Genomic DNA, 16,481 nt, shown 5'->3' on the forward strand with positions numbered 1-16,481 from the left:
CGATGCGTAACAGACTGTTTTTTAGCCAGCTCGTTCATGCGCAACATTTTGTAAGGCCTAAATAGGGCCTCAACAAGACAGCCGCAGTGGCCGTCCCTTAGTCGGATCAGTATCCTAGCACCTCCTCGCCCGCCGACGCTAAGACCAAGCGGGCAGCCCAACAGGTTTAAAAACGAATGAATGCTCTAGCCCGCCACGCCGCAGGCCTGCTGTTCAGCACAGTTTGTCTGCCCCTTTCAGCCTTGGCTGCCGACCCACAACCCACCCATGAATTCACCCTGGATAACGGCCTCAAGGTGGTCGTGCGCGAAGACCATCGCGCGCCGGTGGTGGTTTCCCAGGTCTGGTACAAGGTCGGTTCGAGCTACGAAACCCCGGGCCAGACCGGTTTGTCCCACGCCCTGGAGCACATGATGTTCAAGGGCAGCGCCAAGGTCGGCCCCGGCGAAGCCTCGCTGATCCTGCGTGACCTGGGCGCCGAAGAAAACGCCTTCACCAGTGATGACTACACCGCCTACTACCAGGTGCTGGCCCGTGACCGCCTGGGCGTTGCCTTTGAGCTGGAAGCCGACCGCATGGCCAGCCTGCGCCTGCCGGCCGACGAGTTCAGCCGCGAAATCGAGGTGATCAAGGAAGAACGCCGCCTGCGCACCGACGACAATCCCATGTCCAAGGCCTTCGAGCGCTTCAAGGCGATGGCCTTCCCGGCCAGCGGCTATCACACCCCGACCATCGGCTGGATGGCCGACCTCGACCGCATGAAGGTCGAGGAGCTGCGCCACTGGTACCAGTCCTGGTATGTACCGAACAACGCCACGTTGGTGGTGGTCGGCGACGTCACCCCGGACGAGGTAAAAAACCTCGCCCAGCGCTACTTCGGCCCGATCCCCAAGCGTGACGTACCGCCCGCCAAGATTCCGATGGAGCTGGCCGAGCCCGGCGAGCGCCTGCTGACGATGCATGTGCAGACCCAATTGCCGAGCGTGATCCTGGGCTTCAACGTACCTGGCCTGGCCACCGCCGAAGACAAGCGTTCGGTCCAGGCCCTGCGCCTGATCTCGGCCCTGCTGGACGGTGGCTACAGCGCACGGATCTCCGAGCAACTGGAGCGTGGCGAAGAGCTGGTATCCGCCGCGTCCACCAACTACGACGCCTACACCCGGGGCGACAGCCTGTTCACCCTTTCGGCCACCCCGAACCAGCAGAAGAAAAAGACCGTTGCCCAAGCCGAAGCCGGCCTGTGGCGCCTGCTGGAAGAGCTGAAGGCCAAGCCACCGACCGCCGAAGAACTGGAACGCATCCGTGCCCAGGTCATCGCCGGCCTGGTGTACCAACGCGATTCCATCACCAGCCAGGCCACGGCCATTGGCTCCCTGGAAACCGTGGGCCTGTCCTGGAAACTCATGGACACCGAACTGGCCGACCTGCAAAGCGTGACCCCGGAAGATATCCAGAAGGCCGCGCGCACCTATTTCACCCGCGAACGTCTGAGCGTCGCCCATGTTTTGCCTGAGGAGACCGCTCATGAGTGATCGCAAAAGCAGCCGCCTGATCCTGCCGGGCCTGATCGCCGTGACCCTGGTCGCGGCGAGCGCCGTGTATTTCCTGCGCCCGAGTGAGTCCGTTGCCAGCCAGGCGCTGGATAAGGCTCAATCGGCCAACAAACTGCAATCCCTGGCGGAGCTGGACGGCAAGGCGCCGACCAATCGCAAGCTCGACGTGCAAACCTGGACCACCGCCGAAGGCGCCAAGGTGCTGTTTGTCGAAGCCCATGAACTGCCGATGTTCGACATGCGCATCCTGTTCGCCGCCGGCAGCAGCCAGGACGGCAACGTGCCGGGCCTGGCGCTGATGACCAACGCCATGCTCAACGAAGGTGTACCGGGCAAGGATGTGAGCCAGATTGCCAGTGGTTTTGAAGGCCTGGGCGCCGACTTTGGCAATGGCGCTTATCGCGATATGGCGCTGGTGTCCCTGCGCAGCCTGAGCGACAGCGCTAAACGCGACGCCGCCCTGGCGCTGTTTGACGAGGTGATCGGCAAGCCGACCTTCCCCGCCGACTCCCTGGCGCGGATCAAGAACCAGATCCTCGCCGGCTTTGAATACCAGAAGCAGAACCCCGGCAAGCTGGCGAGCCTGGAGCTGTTCAAGCGCCTGTACGGCGATCACCCCTACGCTCACCCGAGCGAAGGCACGCCGCAAAGCGTTCCGAAGATTACCCTCGCGCAGCTGCAGGCGTTCCACGCCAAGGCTTATGCGGCGGGTAATGCGGTGATTGCCGTGGTCGGTGACTTGACCCGCGCCGAAGCCGAAGCGATGACGGCCAAAGTGTCCGCTTCGCTGCCCAAGGGCCCGGCCATGGCGAAAATCACCCAGCCAACCGAGCCCAAGGCCGGCCTGAGCCATATCGAGTTCCCGTCCAAACAGACTCACCTGCTGTTCGCCCAATTGGGTATCGACCGCGCCGACCCGGACTACGCAGCCCTGTCCCTGGGCAACCAGATCCTCGGCGGCGGCGGCTTCGGCACCCGTTTGATGAGCGAAGTGCGCGAAAAACGCGGCCTGACCTACGGTGTTTACTCCGGTTTCTCGCCGATGCAAGTGCGTGGCCCGTTCATGATCAACCTGCAGACCCGCGCCGAAATGAGCGGCGGCACCCTGCGCCTGGTCGAAGACGTGCTCGCCGACTACCTCAAGACCGGCCCGACGCAAAAGGAACTGGATGACGCCAAGCGCGAGCTGGCCGGCAGCTTCCCGCTGTCCACCGCCAGCAACGCCGATATCGTCGGGCAGCTGGGCGCCATGGGTTTCTACAACCTGCCGCTGAGCTATCTGGAAGATTTCATGAAACAATCCCAGGCCCTGACCGTAGAGCAGGTCAAGGCGGCCTTGAACAAACACTTGAGCGCCGACAAGATGGTCATCGTGACCGCCGGCCCAACGACTGCGCAAAAGCCACTACCGCCCCCCACTGATAAACCTGCCGAGCAGCCGCTCGGGGTTCCGGAGCATTAATGGCCAGTTCATCTCGCCCGAAAAAACCTGTCCACAACGTGCATAACGGTGTGGGCCAGCTGCGCATCATTGGCGGCGAATGGGGCAGCCGCAAGCTGAGCTTCCCCGACGTCGTGGGCCTGCGCCCGACGCCGGACCGCGTACGTGAAACCCTGTTCAACTGGCTGGCGCCGTACATTGCCGGCGCCAAGGTGCTGGACCCGTTCGCCGGCAGTGGCGCGCTGTTCCTGGAGGCGCTGTCCCGTGGCGCGGCCCAGGCCCAGGCGCTGGATGCCAGCAATGTCGCGGTGTCCAGCCTCAAGGAACACCTGGGCACCCTGCGCTGCACCAATGGCCAGGTGCAGACCGCCGACGCCCTGCGCTACCTGGAAACCCAGGCGCCCAGTGCCTACGACGTGGTGTTCCTCGACCCACCGTTCAACCAGAACCTGTTGCCAACCGTGTGCGCCTTGCTCGAAGAGCGCCAATGGCTGGCACCGGACGCGTGGATCTACACTGAAAGCGAGACCGCGCCGTCTACCCTGGGCTTGCCGGGCGCCTGGCGCCTGCACCGGGAGCAGAAATCCGGTCGTGTGTATTACGCGTTGTGGCATCGATTGGTCGAAAGCGTCGCTTAAAATCTGTGGTGAGCAAGCCCGCTCACCACAGACAGTGAGTCAGCTCAAAACTGAGAGTGTCATGACACCGTCCTCCGACCTGTTCACCCCCGCCTTCGGCCTCGGCAACCCTCACCTGCAAACCCTGTGGGGGCCGCTGTGGCGCCCGACTACCCATATCGAACGCCAACGCGAACGCCTGTGGCTGGAAGACGGCGACTTTCTCGACCTCGACTGGCATGGCCCGCATGACGCGCAGGCGCCGTTGGTGCTGGTGCTGCATGGGCTGACCGGCTCATCCAATTCCCCCTATGTGGCCGGCCTGCAAAAAGTCCTCGGCGCCCACGGCTGGGCCAGTGCGGCCTTGAACTGGCGCGGCTGTTCGGGCGAGCCCAACCTGCTGGCGCGCAGCTATCACTCCGGCGCCAGCGAAGACCTCGCCGCCGCGATTGCGCATCTGCGCGCCAAGCGGCCGTTGGCGCCGCTGTATGCGGTGGGTTATTCGCTGGGGGGCAATGTGCTGCTCAAGCACCTGGGGGAAACCGGCGAGGCGTCCGGGCTGCAAGGCGCAGCGGCGGTGTCGGTGCCATTTCGCCTGGACCAGTGTGCAGACCGGATCGGGATAGGTTTCTCGCGGATTTATCAAAAGCACTTCATGAGTGAAATGCTCGCGTATATCCGCGTCAAACAAAGCCGTTTTTTACAGGATGGCCGCGCGGACGGGCTGAAAACCCTGGAAGCGCTTGGCTCGCTGGAGAAGATGCGCACCTTCTGGGACTTCGACGGCCGGGTCACCGCGCCGCTGCATGGGTTCTTGAGTGCCGAGGACTATTACCGTCGCGCGTCGAGTCGCTACTACCTGGGCGCGATCCGCACACCGACGCTGATTATCCAGGCGGCCGACGACCCGTTCGTGTTTGCCCACAGCTTGCCCGAGGCCAGTGAGCTATCGGCGTGCACCGAGTTTGAGCTGACGGCCAAGGGCGGGCACGTGGGCTTCGTCGATGGCTCGCTGAAACGCCCAGGCTACTACCTGGAGCGGCGCATACCGCAATGGTTACTGGCACGACACGGTTAAACATGTGAGAGGGGCAGGCCCCTCCCACATTCGGATTGGGTTTACACGACCGGGAACTCAGTCCCCCGTAGCGATTGCCCGCGTCGGATCGGTAATCCACTCGCTCCACGACCCCGCATACAACTTGCCCAACGGGTAACCCGCCAGGCTCAGGGCGAACAGGTTGTGGCAGGCCGTCACGCCCGAGCCGCAATACGCCACCAGTTCCTCCGGCGAGCGCCCCTGCAACTGCGCGGCGAAGCGCTGCTTGAGTTGCTCGGCCGGGAGGAAACGCCCGTCACTGCCCAGGTTTTCGTTGAACGCCGCACATTGCGCACCGGGGATATGCCCGGCAATGGGGTCGATAGGCTCCACCTCTCCGCGAAAACGCGCTTGGGCGCGGGCATCGATCAGGGTCAGGCCGGGTTGGCCCAGGCGTTTTTGCAGATGTTCGGCATCCAGCAGCAAGTGATTGTCCGGCGTGCCATCGAAAGTCCCACGCTCGATTACCGGCGCATCCAGGCTCAACGGGAAACCCGCGGCATGCCAGGCCTTGAGGCCGCCGTCCAGGATAAACACACCGTCACGCTTGCCCAGCCAGGCCAGCAGCCACCAGGCACGAGCCGCATAAGCGCCAGGGCCGTCGTCATACAGCACGATATCGGTGTCAGCATGGATACCCCATGCCCGCAGTTGCTCGGCGAAGGTGCCCGCCGCCGGTAACGGGTGACGACCGGTCACACCTTTGATCACCGGCCCGCTGAGATGGCGCTCCAGGTCGGCATATTGCGCACCGTCGATATGCCCTTCAGCGTAGCTGCAACGCCCGTAATCCGGGTCTTCCAAGGCAAAACGGCAATCCAGGATCACCATCCCCGCCGACGTCTGGCGCTCGGCCAATTGCTGGGGGCTGATCAGTTGGGCAAGCGGCATGATGGACTCCTGTGAACAGATTCGGGAAAGGTCCTACTTCACTTCTTCCAGTGCCTGGTTCAACGGCACGTAAAATTCTTTGAACAATGCATCCACCGCCTCTTTTGCCTGGGGCGTGACAAAGCCCGCCTCCAGCACCAGCACCTGATACACCCCGCGCTTGATGGCTTCGGCGCTCAGGTGGGCGGAATTTTCATTGGTGGTGCACAGGAAACGCACCCAGGAGGTGAGGATGATCCAGGCATTGAGGGTCAGGGCTTCGGTTTGCACCGGGTCCATGTTCAGGATGCCTGCATCGACAAACCCCTGGTAGATGGCGCCGCCCTGGATCAGGCAACGCTGGGAAAAACGCCGATAGCCGGTGGCCAGGTCCGGGTCGCTCTCCAGCAGGTGTTCAAGGTCGCGGTGCAGAAAACGGTAGCGCCACATGCCGGCCAGTACGGCCTGGAGATAAAAGCGCTTGTCCTCCACGACCATTGCACGCCCCTGGGGCGGACGCAGGAAACTGTCCACCAACGCTTCATATTCGCGAAACAGCACGGAGATGATCGCTTGCTTGTTGGGGAAGTGGTAGTACAGGTTGCCCGGCGAAATTTCCATATGGGCGGCGATATGGTTGGTGCTGATACTGCGCTCGCCCTGCTGGTTAAAAAGCTCCAGGCTGGTTTGCACAATACGCTCGCTGGTCTTTACTCGTGGTGCCATAGGGGAATCAGCTTCTGTACACGTGATAGGGCATCTTACGGCCTATCCTTGCCAGGATAAATCTGCATGTTGCTGCAATGTTATTTGACAACTTAGAGTAATGACTCTAAAAATCCACGCAGACCAATAACAATCGGTGCTGCGCCATGTCTGCCAACGTTGCCTACCTGCAAGATGCCCAGGCGCTGGATCAACTCCAGGACCTGTTCGACGCCCAACGCCGCGCCTACGCCGCCAACCCGATGCCGCCAGCTGCACAGCGCCAGCAGTGGCTCAAGGCCTTGCGGGATGTGCTCAGTGACGAGCGCCAGGCACTGATCCATGCGATCAGCCAGGATTTCAGCCAGCGCAGCGCCGACGAAACCCTGTTCGCCGAACTGATGCCCAGCCTGCATGGCATTCACTACGCCAGCAAACACCTAAAAGGCTGGATGAAACCTTCCCGCCGCGCTGTAGGCCTGGCCTTCCAACCCGCGTCAGCCAAAGTCATTTACCAACCCCTGGGCGTGGTCGGCGTGATCGTGCCGTGGAACTACCCGCTGTACCTGGCCATCGGCCCACTGGTCGGTGCGTTGGCGGCAGGCAACCGGGTGATGCTCAAGCTCAGCGAATCCACGCCCGCTACCGGCGAACTGCTCAAGGCGTTACTGGCGAGGGTTTTCCCCGAGGACCTGGTGTGCGTGGTGCTCGGCGAGGCCGAGGTGGGCATGGCGTTTTCCAAGCTGCGCTTCGATCACCTGCTGTTTACCGGCGCGACCAGTATTGGCAAGCACGTGATGCGCGCCGCTGCCGAACACCTCACGCCAGTCACCCTGGAACTGGGCGGCAAGTCGCCGGCCATTGTCTCCGCCGACGTACCGCTCAAGGACGCCGCCGAACGCATCGCCTTCGGTAAAGCCTTGAACGCCGGGCAAACCTGCGTGGCCCCGGACTACGTGCTGGTGCCGGAGGACCGCGTGGAGGGTTTCGTCGAGGCCTACAGCAAGGCGGTTCGCGGGTTTTATCCGACGCTGGCCGACAACCCGGACTACACCGCCATCATCAATGAGCGTCAATTGGCCCGGCTCAATGCCTACGTCAAGGACGCCACCGACAAGGGCGCCACCCTGATCCGGCTGTACGACCAGGGCCAGGCACGGCGCATGGCCCATAGCCTGCTGCTGAATGTCAGCGATGACATGACCGTGATGCAGGACGAAATCTTCGGCCCGGTGCTGCCGATCGTGCCTTATCGCGGCATCGACCAAGCCTTTGCCTACATCAACCAGCGCCCTCGCCCGCTGGCCCTGTATTACTTCGGCTACAACAAGCGCGAGCAGGACCGGGTCCTCCATGAGACCCATTCCGGCGGTGTCTGCCTGAACGACACCCTCCTGCACGTGGCCCAGGACGACATGCCCTTTGGCGGCATCGGCCCGTCGGGCATGGGCCACTACCACGGCCATGAAGGGTTCCTGACGTTCAGCAAGGCCAAGGGCGTGCTGGTGAAACAGCGCCTGAACGCGGCGAAATTGATCTACCCGCCCTACGGCAAATCGATCCAGAAACTGATCCAGAAGTTGTTTGTCCGCTGACACCGCCACCCACGGGATAACAATAACAATGAACCCTAGCCTCACGGATTCACCCGCGCTATCACGGCGCGGCGTCTTGAAAATCGGTCTGTGTGCCAGCGCCTTCCTGGCCACGGCCGGATTGGGCGCCAGCCTCAGCGGCTGCTCCAGCAGCACCCCGGCCAGCGGCTTTGCCATGTTGCGCAGCAGTGACCTGCCGTTTCTGCGCGCGGTGATCCCGGTGCTGCTCGAAGGCGTGGCCAGCGCCCAGGACGTGGTCGCCGGGATTGAAGACACGCTGAAAAAACTCGACTACAGCCTGCAGCACCTGTCGCCGGAGATGTTCAAGCTCACCCAGCAGCTGTTCGATGTGCTCGGCATGGGCATTACGCGTGGCCCGTTGACCGGCATCTGGGGCAGCTGGGAAAACGCCAGCGCGGAGCAGATCCGCAACTTCCTGCACCGCTGGGAAAACAGCTACCTGAACCTGCTGCGCATGGGCCAGGGCTCGCTGCTCAAGCTGGTGATCATGGCCTGGTACTTCCGGCCCGCCGCCTGGGCGCATTGCGGCTACCCCGGCCCGCCGAAGATCTGATTTGCATCCCTCACAATAAAAACAAGAGACGACCCTGATGCCCGTACCCGATCTGTTCCGCGACGGCCTGGCCCGCGGCTGGAAAACCCACAATGGCGCCGCCCTCGACAGCGACCTGACCCTGGAGGCCGACGTGGCCATCATCGGCAGCGGCGCCGGTGGCGGCACCACTGCCGAGATCCTCAGCGCCGCCGGCTACAAAGTGCTGTTGATCGAAGAAGGCCCGCTCAAGACCAGCAGCGACTTCAAGCTGCTGGAGGACGAGGCCTACGCCAGCCTGTATCAGGAAGGTATCGGCCGCATGAGCAAGGACGGCGCCATCACCATCCTGCAAGGCCGCGCGGTGGGCGGTACCACGCTGATCAACTGGACCTCCAGCTTCCGCACCCCGGACGCCACCCTCAGCCATTGGGCCAGCGAGTACGCGGTAAAAGGCCACAGCAGTGCAGAGATGGCACCGTGGTTCGAAAAGATGGAGCAGCGCCTGGGCATCGCACCGTGGGCCATCCCCCCGAATGCCAACAATGATGTGATCCGCAAAGGCTGCGAAAAGCTCGGCTACAGCTGGCATGTGATCCCGCGCAACGTCCGTGGCTGCTTCAACCTGGGTTATTGCGGCATGGGCTGCCCGGTCAACGCCAAGCAGTCGATGCTGGTGACCACCATTCCGTCCACCCTGGAAAAAGGCGGTGAACTGCTCTACCTGGCGCGCGCCGAGCACCTCAAATACAGCGGCGACACCATCAGCAGCCTGGAATGTGTGGCGATGGACGAGCGTTGCGTGGCGCCTACCGGGCGCAAGATCACCGTAAAGGCCAAGCATTACGTGCTGTCGGGCGGCGGCATCAATAGCCCGGCACTGTTGCTGCGCTCGGGCGCCCCCGACCCGCATTCGCGGCTGGGCAAGCGAACCTTTTTGCACCTGGTGAATTTCTCCGCCGGGCTGTTCGATGAGGTGATCAACCCGTTCTACGGCGCGCCGCAGTCGATCTATTCCGACCACTTCCAATGGCAGGACGGCACCACCGGCAAAATGTCCTACAAGCTGGAAGCACCGCCCCTGCACCCAGGCTTAGCCAGCACCTTGTTCGGCGGCTATGGCACGCAGAACGCCCTGGACATGGGCCAATTGCCCCATACCCACGCCATGCTCGCGCTGTTGCGTGACGGCTTTCACCCCGACAGCCAGGGCGGCAGCGTGGACTTACGCGGTGACGGTACGCCGGTGCTCGACTATCAGGTCTCACCCTATGCCTGGGACGGCCTGCGCCGGGCCTTCCACAGCATGGCCGAAATCCAGTTCGCGGCGGGCGCCAAATCGGTCAAGCCCATGCACCATGACGCACGGTTCGTGAACACCTTGGCCGAGGCACGCAGCGTCATTGAGGGTTTGAATCTGGAATTGCACCGGACAACCCTGGGCAGCGCCCATGTGATGGGCGGCTGTGCCATGGGCGAAGATCCCAAAAACGCGGTGGCTGACAGCCTTGGCCGGCATCACCAATTGCGCAACCTGTCGATCCACGACGGTTCGTTATTCCCCACCAGTATTGGGGCCAACCCGCAATTATCGGTGTACGGATTAACCGCTCAACTGGCGACAGCCTTGGCCGAACGTCTGAAAACAGCGTGAAAAAACACGCTATTCACGGTGTCTATACGGCTTTCTTATGCATAAGTTGACTTGGCCGACCGGGATGGCTGCGATACCATCCGGTTCCCCAACGGACTCCGCCAGGACGACGCGATGAACCGAGTGTTGTACCCAGGTACCTTCGACCCGATTACCAAAGGCCATGGCGATCTGGTCGAACGCGCCTCTCGTTTGTTCGACCATGTGATCATCGCAGTCGCGGCCAGCCCCAAGAAAAACCCGCTGTTCCCCCTGGAACAGCGCGTGGAGCTGGCGCGTGAGGTCACCAAGCACCTGCCCAACGTGGAAGTGGTGGGCTTTTCCACGTTGCTCGCGCATTTCGCCAAAGAGCAGAACGCCAATGTGTTCCTGCGTGGCCTGCGCGCGGTGTCGGACTTCGAATACGAATTCCAGTTGGCCAACATGAACCGCCAACTGGCGCCGGACGTGGAAAGCCTGTTCCTCACGCCGTCGGAGCGTTATTCGTTCATTTCCTCGACGTTGGTGCGTGAAATTGCCGCTTTGGGCGGGGATATCACCAAGTTCGTGCACCCGGCCGTGGCTGATGCGCTGACGCTGCGCTTCAAGAAGTAATGTGGTGAGCGGGCTTGCCTCGCTCACCACGGCTCGCACTGCGGGCGCCAATGCGGCACAATTGCGCGCATTAGTTTTCAGATGCCTTGGCTGACAGCCCTGGCAGGAGTTTCCATGTCCTTGATCATCACCGACGATTGCATCAATTGCGACGTCTGCGAACCCGAGTGCCCGAACGCCGCCATCTCCCAGGGCGAAGAGATCTACGTGATCGACCCCAACCTGTGCACCCAGTGCGTCGGTCACTACGACGAGCCACAGTGCCAGCAAGTGTGCCCGGTGGATTGCATTCCGCTGGATGAAGCCCATCCGGAGACGGAAGAGCAGTTGATGGAGAAGTACCGGAAGATTACCGGTAAGGCTTGAGGTTCTTCAGCGCCTATCAGGGCCTCATCGGGGCATAAGTATCTACACATCTTGAGCCGAGCCCCCTGCGTAGCAGCTGTCGAGCCCTGGCGAGGCTGCGTCGGCGGTGTGTCAGACACGCCGCAAACGCAGCCTCGCCAAGGCTCGACAGCTGCTACGCGTTATCCTACTGAAGTTGTGTAGATACTTATGCTCATCGGGGGCAAGCCCCCGATGGCCATATCAGTCATCACCCAGCAATCAGCTCTGGCATCTAGGGCAAAACACACTCGCCCGCTGCCCCAGCACCACATTGCGCAGCTCAGTCCCGCAGACCTTGCACGCCTCGCCACCGCGGCCGTAGACGAACAATTCCTGCTGGAAATACCCTGGCTGCCCATCCCCCCCGATAAAGTCGCGCAACGTGGTGCCGCCACGCTCGATCGCCGCCGCCAGAATGCGCTTGATCTCGATCGCCAGCTTCACATAACGCCCGCGTGAAATACCGCCGGCCGCGCGGCGCGGATCAATCCCCGCCGCAAACAACGCTTCAGTCGCATAGATATTGCCCACGCCCACCACCACCGCGTTGTCCATGATGAACGGCTTCACCGCCATCGACTTGCCGCGGGACAGCTGGAACAACCGCTCACCGTCAAACAGCTCGGTCAACGGCTCCGGCCCCAGGCGAATCAGCAGTTCATGGTTGTGCGGGTCCTGGCTCCAGAGCATCGCGCCGAAACGCCGAGGGTCGGTGTAGCGCAGGGCCAGGCCGGACTCCAACTCGATATCCACATGTTCATGCTTGGCCGCCGGCATGCCGACTTCGACCAGGCGCAAGTTGCCCGACATGCCCAGGTGGCTGATCAAGGTGCCCACTTCGGCATTGATCAACAGGTACTTGGCGCGCCGCTCCACCAGCACGATGCGCTGGCCGGACAGGCGCACATCCAGGTCTTCCGGGATCGGCCAGCGCAGGCGCCGCTCACGCACCACCACGCGACTGACCCGCTGGCCTTCCAGGTGCGGCGCAATCCCACGCCGGGTGGTTTCGACTTCTGGTAACTCGGGCATGTGTACCTCGTGAAGGGGGGATCAGTGCGCGCCCAGTTCGCGGATCGACAACTTCAGGCTTTCGAAGTCGTAGTCCGACAGGCCCACGTAGTCCAGCACCAGGTGGCCGATGGCATTCCACTCATGGTCCACCGACTGGTTGCCCAGCACGCGGCAGGACGAGCAGATGTGCTCGGCCATCTTCAGGATCGCCAGCAGGTTTTTCAGCTGCGGATTGCGCGACGTCTCATCGCTGAAGATCGCCAGGGCATTGTGGTGGTTGGCGATGGCGTCGGTCACATGCTCCGGCAGGCGCCAGGACTTGGCGGTGTAGTAGCCGACCACGGCATGGTTGGTGTTGAACGCATTGTTTTCGGTGTCGACCACGCGGCAGTCGGGGCCGGCGTTGGCGTAAGCCTCTTCGAGCACCGTCATGTAGTTGGGGAAACGCTTGAGCATCAGCGGCACGCCGCAGTCGTGGAACAGCCCCAGGGCATAGGCCTCGTCCACCGCCTGGGCGCCGGTGCGCTTGGCCAGGGTGAGGCAGGTCATGGCCACGTCCTGGGCGGTGTCCCAGAAGCGGTTGAGGGTGACGATGGTGTCGTCGCTCATCTCGCCCCTGATCGACAGGGCGTTGATCAGGTTGATGATCGAGCGGCTGCCCAGCAGGTTCACCGCGCGCTGGATCGAGGCGATCTTGTTGCTCAGGCCGTAATAGGACGAGTTGACGATCTTCAGCAGCGCGCCGGAGAGGCCCGGGTCCTGGGAGATCAACCGCGCGATCACTTCCAGGTCCGGGTCGGGCATGTACTGCTCCATCTGCAAATCCACCATGATTTGCGGCTGGGGCGGCACGCTGATGCCTTGGAGGGCCTGCTGGATCTGTTCGGCGGAAAGCTCTTGGGACATAAGTACACACTCTGGGCTAGGTGGGGATTCTAACCCTTATCTCCCCCCGGCTGACACCTCCCCGCACATCCGGCAGCCCGGCCATTTCCTACATAACAAGGTATACTCCCGCTCTTTTTTCCGGAGCGACAGTCATGTCCCTGCCAAGCCTGCGTCTCAAAGCCAACGCCGATCGTCGTTTGCGCAACGGCCACCTGTGGGTCTACAGCAACGAAATCGACGTGGCCGCCACCCCTCTGCACGGCTTCCAGGCGGGCGACCAGGCCATCCTGGAAGCGGCCGGCGGCAAGACCCTGGGCATCGTGGCCATGAGCCCGAACAACCTGATCTGCGCACGCCTGCTGTCGCGCGACATCAAGTTGCCACTGGACAAGTCGCTGCTGGTGCACCGCATCAACGTCGCCCTGTCCCTGCGTGATCGCCTGTTCGACAAGCCGTTCTACCGCCTGGTCTACGGCGATTCCGACCTGCTGCCGGGCCTGGTGGTCGACCGTTTCGGCGATATCCTGGTAGTTCAGATCGCCTCGGCGACCATGGAAGCCCATAAAGACGACGTGATCGCCGCCCTGACCCAAGTGCTCAAGCCGAGCGGCATCCTGTTCAAGAACGACTCCGCCGCGCGCGACGCCGAAGGCCTCAACCGCTACGTCGAAACCGTGTTCGGCCTGGTGCCGGAGTGGGTGGCGCTGGAAGAAAACGGCGTGAAATTCGAAGCCCCGGTGATCCAGGGCCAGAAAACCGGCTGGTTCTACGACCACCGCATGAACCGCGCGCGCCTGGCCCCATACGCCAAAGGCAAACGCGTACTCGACCTGTACAGCTACATCGGCGGCTGGGGCGTGCAAGCCGCGGCCTTCGGCGCCAGTGAAGTGTTCTGCGTCGACGCCTCGGCCTTCGCCCTCGATGGCGTGGAGCGCAACGCCGCGCTGAACGGCGTCGCCGAGAAGATGACCTGCATCGAAGGCGACGTCTTTGAAGCCCTCAAGGAATTGAAAGCCAGCGAAGAACGCTTCGACGTGATCGTCGCCGACCCACCGGCCTTCATCAAACGCAAGAAAGACATGAAAAACGGCGAAGGCGCCTACCGCCGCCTGAACGAGCAAGCCATGCGCCTGCTCAGCAAGGACGGCATCCTGGTCAGCGCCTCGTGCTCCATGCACCTGCCGGAAGACGACCTGCAGAACATCCTGCTGACCAGCGCCCGCCATCTGGACCGCAATATCCAGATGCTGGAACGTGGCGGCCAGGGCCCGGATCATCCGGTGCATCCGGCGATTGCCGAGACGCGGTATATCAAGAGCATTACGTGCCGGTTGTTGCCCAATAGCTAAGACGTGAACCCTCTGTAGGAGCGAGCTTGCTCGCGAAAAACGCATATACAACGCGGGCTACCTGATAGCGCTGCGTTATCGTTGACGTTCTTCGCGAGCAAGCTCGCTCCTACATTGCTACGGGAAGCCTCCCACAGTAGTTTTGATTGAATTCCACTTTTCGCAGACTAGTATCGGTTTCTGGTTTTACTCCGGAAAACAAAAACAATGTCTGGGCACACCCTCTCCCGCTTCATCCTCATCACCTGCATCTCACTGATCAGCTTTTTCCCGATCAATATCCTGCTCCCGTCGTTCCCCGCCCTGTCCGCCCGGTTCGACACGCCCAGCGCAGACATCGCACTGTCCATCAGCCTGTTCACCCTGGTCTTTTCCATCTCCCAACTGCTCGCCGGTCCGCTTTCGGATAAATGGGGGCGCAAGGAAGTCCTGCTCGGCTGTATCACGCTGTCGATCCTCGGGGCGATAGGTTGCGCCATGGCGCCGGATTACCTGACCTTCCTGCTGTTTCGCACGGTCCAGGCCATGGGCTGCGGCTTCTTCGTACTGGGCCATGCACTGGTGGAAGACCTGTTCGACGAACAGGACCGAGCCCGGGTGCGCCTCTATTACATGACCCTGAGCGGCTCGTTTGTCGCGCTGTCACCGCTGATCGGCTCCTGGCTGCAAACCACCTTCGACTGGCAAGGGAGCTTCTATGGGTTTGCGCTGATGGCATCGGGCATGTTGATCCATGCGCTCTGTATCCTGCCGTCGAAGTCCTCCAGCCCACACCGCGAACCGGTATCCATCATCGGCACACTCAAGGCCGTGGCGCGCAATCGGGACTTCCTGCGCTATTGGTGGATCGCCGCCCTGGTATTTGCCTGCTACTTCGCCTTGATCAGCGTGACGCCGCTGATTTTCATGGATGCGCTGAAGCTGTCCGAATACCAATATGCGCTGGTGCTGGTGGTGTACGGCCTGGCCTACCTGCTCGGCGGCGTTGCTGCCTCGTACCTGCAAAAACGCATGGCGCTGTCCCGGCAAATCAATATCGGTCTTGGACTATTGCTCGTCGCGGGTGTGTTGCTGACGTTGATCATTATTTTTGAAGCCATCACCACCTTGACTCTGCTGATCCCGATACTGATCAGCGCCCTGGCCGTCACCCTGGTTCGTCCGGCGGCGATTTCGGCGGCGATGCGGCTGTTCTCAAGGAGCGCGGGCACCGCTGCATCGGCCGGGAACAGCATCATGTTCCTCACGGCCGCCATCAGCAGTGCGGCCTTGGCACAAACCGGAACGCATCTGCTGCTGACCATCGCGGTCAGCTTCATCGTGTTCAGCCTCTGGGGCTGGTTGACTAATTTACGGAGCGGGCACTCACGCTTTCCCCTGTAGGAGCGAGCTTGCTCGCGAAAAACTCATACACGACGCGGGCTACCTGATAGCGCTGCGTTATCGTTGACGTTCTTCGCGAGCAAGCTCGCTCCTACAAGTGAAGGTGCGTCATATCCAGATGGCATCCCATAGCGGGTACTGACCAATGTGCTCGACCAGACCAGCACGCAAAGGATTCGCGACGATATAGCGGGCCATTGCTTTCAAGTCCTCCTCACGACGCAGTGCCCGATCGAAATAGCCTTTTTGCCAAAGCGTCCCGTAGGAACCCCTCGCACTGTTTATCGCGCGGGCACTTCGCGACTTGGTTATTCGCATCAACCTTGGCAAGTCGCCATTGTGCAGTTCGACCAGCCAATGAAAATGGTCAGGCATCACGACCCAGGCCAGCGAGGTAGCCTCACCGTCTTCCTGAGCTTTCCTGAATTCGCTGACGAGCAGGCGACCCGTGCGCCAGTCCTGAAAAATTGATTGTCGTTGGTAGGTAACAGCCGTGATCAGGTACACGCGGCCCGATTCTGAATAGCGCCCGATGCGTAGCCGATAGGCATTTTGTTGCGTGGACATTCCGTCGTCCTCTTCTGTGATTGGAAGAGAAACGGTAGGAGGCACAACATCCAAAGGCCTTTAAACAGTGGTTCTGAATATGTCTTGCCTGTGTAGTAGCGAGGGGGACGCCTAGTTCTTGCTCGCGAAAAACTCATCGGCGACACGAACTACCTGATAGCGCTGCGTTATCGTTTACGTTTTTCGCGAGCAAGAACTAGGCGTCCCCCTCG

The 16,481-nt window shown here is 61.7% G+C and carries 16 protein-coding genes; 11 read left to right on the top strand and 5 right to left on the bottom strand.

Going from position 1 to position 16,481, the window contains the following annotated elements; translation table 11 throughout:
• Positions 1-176: 176 nt before the first annotated feature.
• The 4 genes from BLW22_RS27940 to BLW22_RS27955 all read left to right on the top strand — a co-directional run bounded on the left by BLW22_RS27940 (position 177) and on the right by BLW22_RS27955 (position 4,689).
• Entirely contained in the window at positions 177-1,532 is a 1,356-nt protein-coding gene (locus BLW22_RS27940; RefSeq protein ID WP_065923859.1) for a M16 family metallopeptidase, read from the top strand.
• Complete coding sequence (locus BLW22_RS27945; RefSeq protein ID WP_074847830.1) at positions 1,525-3,015, top strand: M16 family metallopeptidase; 1,491 nt, start codon at positions 1,525-1,527, stop codon at positions 3,013-3,015. Before BLW22_RS27940 ends, BLW22_RS27945 begins: the two co-directional genes overlap by 8 nt.
• Positions 3,015-3,632 carry a 16S rRNA (guanine(966)-N(2))-methyltransferase RsmD gene (gene rsmD / locus BLW22_RS27950; protein WP_027606107.1) on the top strand — a complete coding sequence of 206 codons (618 nt, stop codon included), beginning with the start codon at positions 3,015-3,017 and terminating at the stop codon, positions 3,630-3,632. Before BLW22_RS27945 ends, rsmD begins: the two co-directional genes overlap by 1 nt.
• Before the next feature lie 61 nt (positions 3,633-3,693).
• Positions 3,694-4,689 carry a hydrolase gene (locus BLW22_RS27955; RefSeq protein ID WP_065946521.1) on the top strand — a complete coding sequence of 332 codons (996 nt, stop codon included), beginning with the start codon at positions 3,694-3,696 and terminating at the stop codon, positions 4,687-4,689.
• Positions 4,690-4,746: 57 nt separating this feature from the next.
• On the opposite strand, the gene BLW22_RS27960 is transcribed toward BLW22_RS27955, so the two are convergent.
• Positions 4,747-5,601, bottom strand: a complete 855-nt coding sequence (locus BLW22_RS27960) for a sulfurtransferase (protein ID WP_074847832.1) — start codon at positions 5,599-5,601, stop codon at positions 4,747-4,749.
• Positions 5,602-5,634: 33 nt separating this feature from the next.
• Entirely contained in the window at positions 5,635-6,306 is a 672-nt protein-coding gene (locus BLW22_RS27965; protein WP_074847834.1) for a TetR/AcrR family transcriptional regulator, read from the bottom strand.
• Positions 6,307-6,452: 146 nt separating this feature from the next.
• Between BLW22_RS27965 and BLW22_RS27970 the strand changes: the two genes are divergently transcribed.
• The 5 genes from BLW22_RS27970 (at position 6,453) to BLW22_RS27990 (ending at position 11,047) form a co-directional block, all read left to right on the top strand.
• On the top strand, positions 6,453-7,880 hold the full coding sequence (locus BLW22_RS27970; RefSeq protein ID WP_065923863.1) for a coniferyl aldehyde dehydrogenase: 1,428 nt from the start codon (positions 6,453-6,455) through the stop codon (positions 7,878-7,880).
• A 28-nt stretch (positions 7,881-7,908) separates the two neighbouring features.
• Positions 7,909-8,454: a twin-arginine translocation pathway signal protein gene (locus BLW22_RS27975; RefSeq protein ID WP_065923864.1), complete on the top strand. Its 546-nt coding sequence runs from the start codon at positions 7,909-7,911 to the stop codon at positions 8,452-8,454.
• Between the two features lie 37 nt (positions 8,455-8,491).
• A complete protein-coding gene (locus tag BLW22_RS27980) occupies positions 8,492-10,087 on the top strand; it encodes a GMC family oxidoreductase (protein WP_074847836.1) in 1,596 nt (531 codons plus the stop codon).
• 114 nt (positions 10,088-10,201) lie between these two features.
• The gene (gene coaD, locus BLW22_RS27985) at positions 10,202-10,681 is read left to right on the top strand and encodes a pantetheine-phosphate adenylyltransferase (protein ID WP_003176711.1); all 480 of its coding nucleotides are present in this window, start codon (positions 10,202-10,204) and stop codon (positions 10,679-10,681) included.
• Between the two features lie 114 nt (positions 10,682-10,795).
• Entirely contained in the window at positions 10,796-11,047 is a 252-nt protein-coding gene (locus BLW22_RS27990; RefSeq protein WP_003195146.1) for a YfhL family 4Fe-4S dicluster ferredoxin, read from the top strand.
• Positions 11,048-11,287: 240 nt separating this feature from the next.
• Here the strand turns inward: BLW22_RS27990 and mutM are convergent, their stop codons facing one another.
• Together mutM and BLW22_RS28000 are read right to left on the bottom strand one after the other, a co-directional pair.
• Complete coding sequence (gene mutM / locus BLW22_RS27995) at positions 11,288-12,100, bottom strand: bifunctional DNA-formamidopyrimidine glycosylase/DNA-(apurinic or apyrimidinic site) lyase (RefSeq protein WP_074847838.1); 813 nt, start codon at positions 12,098-12,100, stop codon at positions 11,288-11,290.
• A gap of 21 nt (positions 12,101-12,121) precedes the next feature.
• Entirely contained in the window at positions 12,122-12,934 is an 813-nt protein-coding gene (locus BLW22_RS28000; RefSeq protein ID WP_169898796.1) for an HDOD domain-containing protein, read from the bottom strand.
• Positions 12,935-13,122: 188 nt separating this feature from the next.
• Here BLW22_RS28000 and BLW22_RS28005 point away from each other — a divergent pair, with 188 nt between their 5' ends.
• The gene (locus BLW22_RS28005) at positions 13,123-14,319 is read left to right on the top strand and encodes a class I SAM-dependent rRNA methyltransferase (protein WP_074847840.1); all 1,197 of its coding nucleotides are present in this window, start codon (positions 13,123-13,125) and stop codon (positions 14,317-14,319) included.
• Between the two features lie 207 nt (positions 14,320-14,526).
• The gene (locus BLW22_RS28010; protein ID WP_074847842.1) at positions 14,527-15,702 is read left to right on the top strand and encodes an MFS transporter; all 1,176 of its coding nucleotides are present in this window, start codon (positions 14,527-14,529) and stop codon (positions 15,700-15,702) included.
• A 108-nt stretch (positions 15,703-15,810) separates the two neighbouring features.
• Here the strand turns inward: BLW22_RS28010 and BLW22_RS28015 are convergent, their stop codons facing one another.
• Positions 15,811-16,269 carry an REP-associated tyrosine transposase gene (locus BLW22_RS28015; protein WP_065923869.1) on the bottom strand — a complete coding sequence of 153 codons (459 nt, stop codon included), beginning with the start codon at positions 16,267-16,269 and terminating at the stop codon, positions 15,811-15,813.
• Positions 16,270-16,481 lie beyond the last annotated feature (212 nt).

The sequence above is a fragment of the Pseudomonas marginalis genome (assembly GCF_900105325.1).
Taxonomy (GTDB): Bacteria; Pseudomonadota; Gammaproteobacteria; order Pseudomonadales; family Pseudomonadaceae; genus Aquipseudomonas; species Aquipseudomonas marginalis.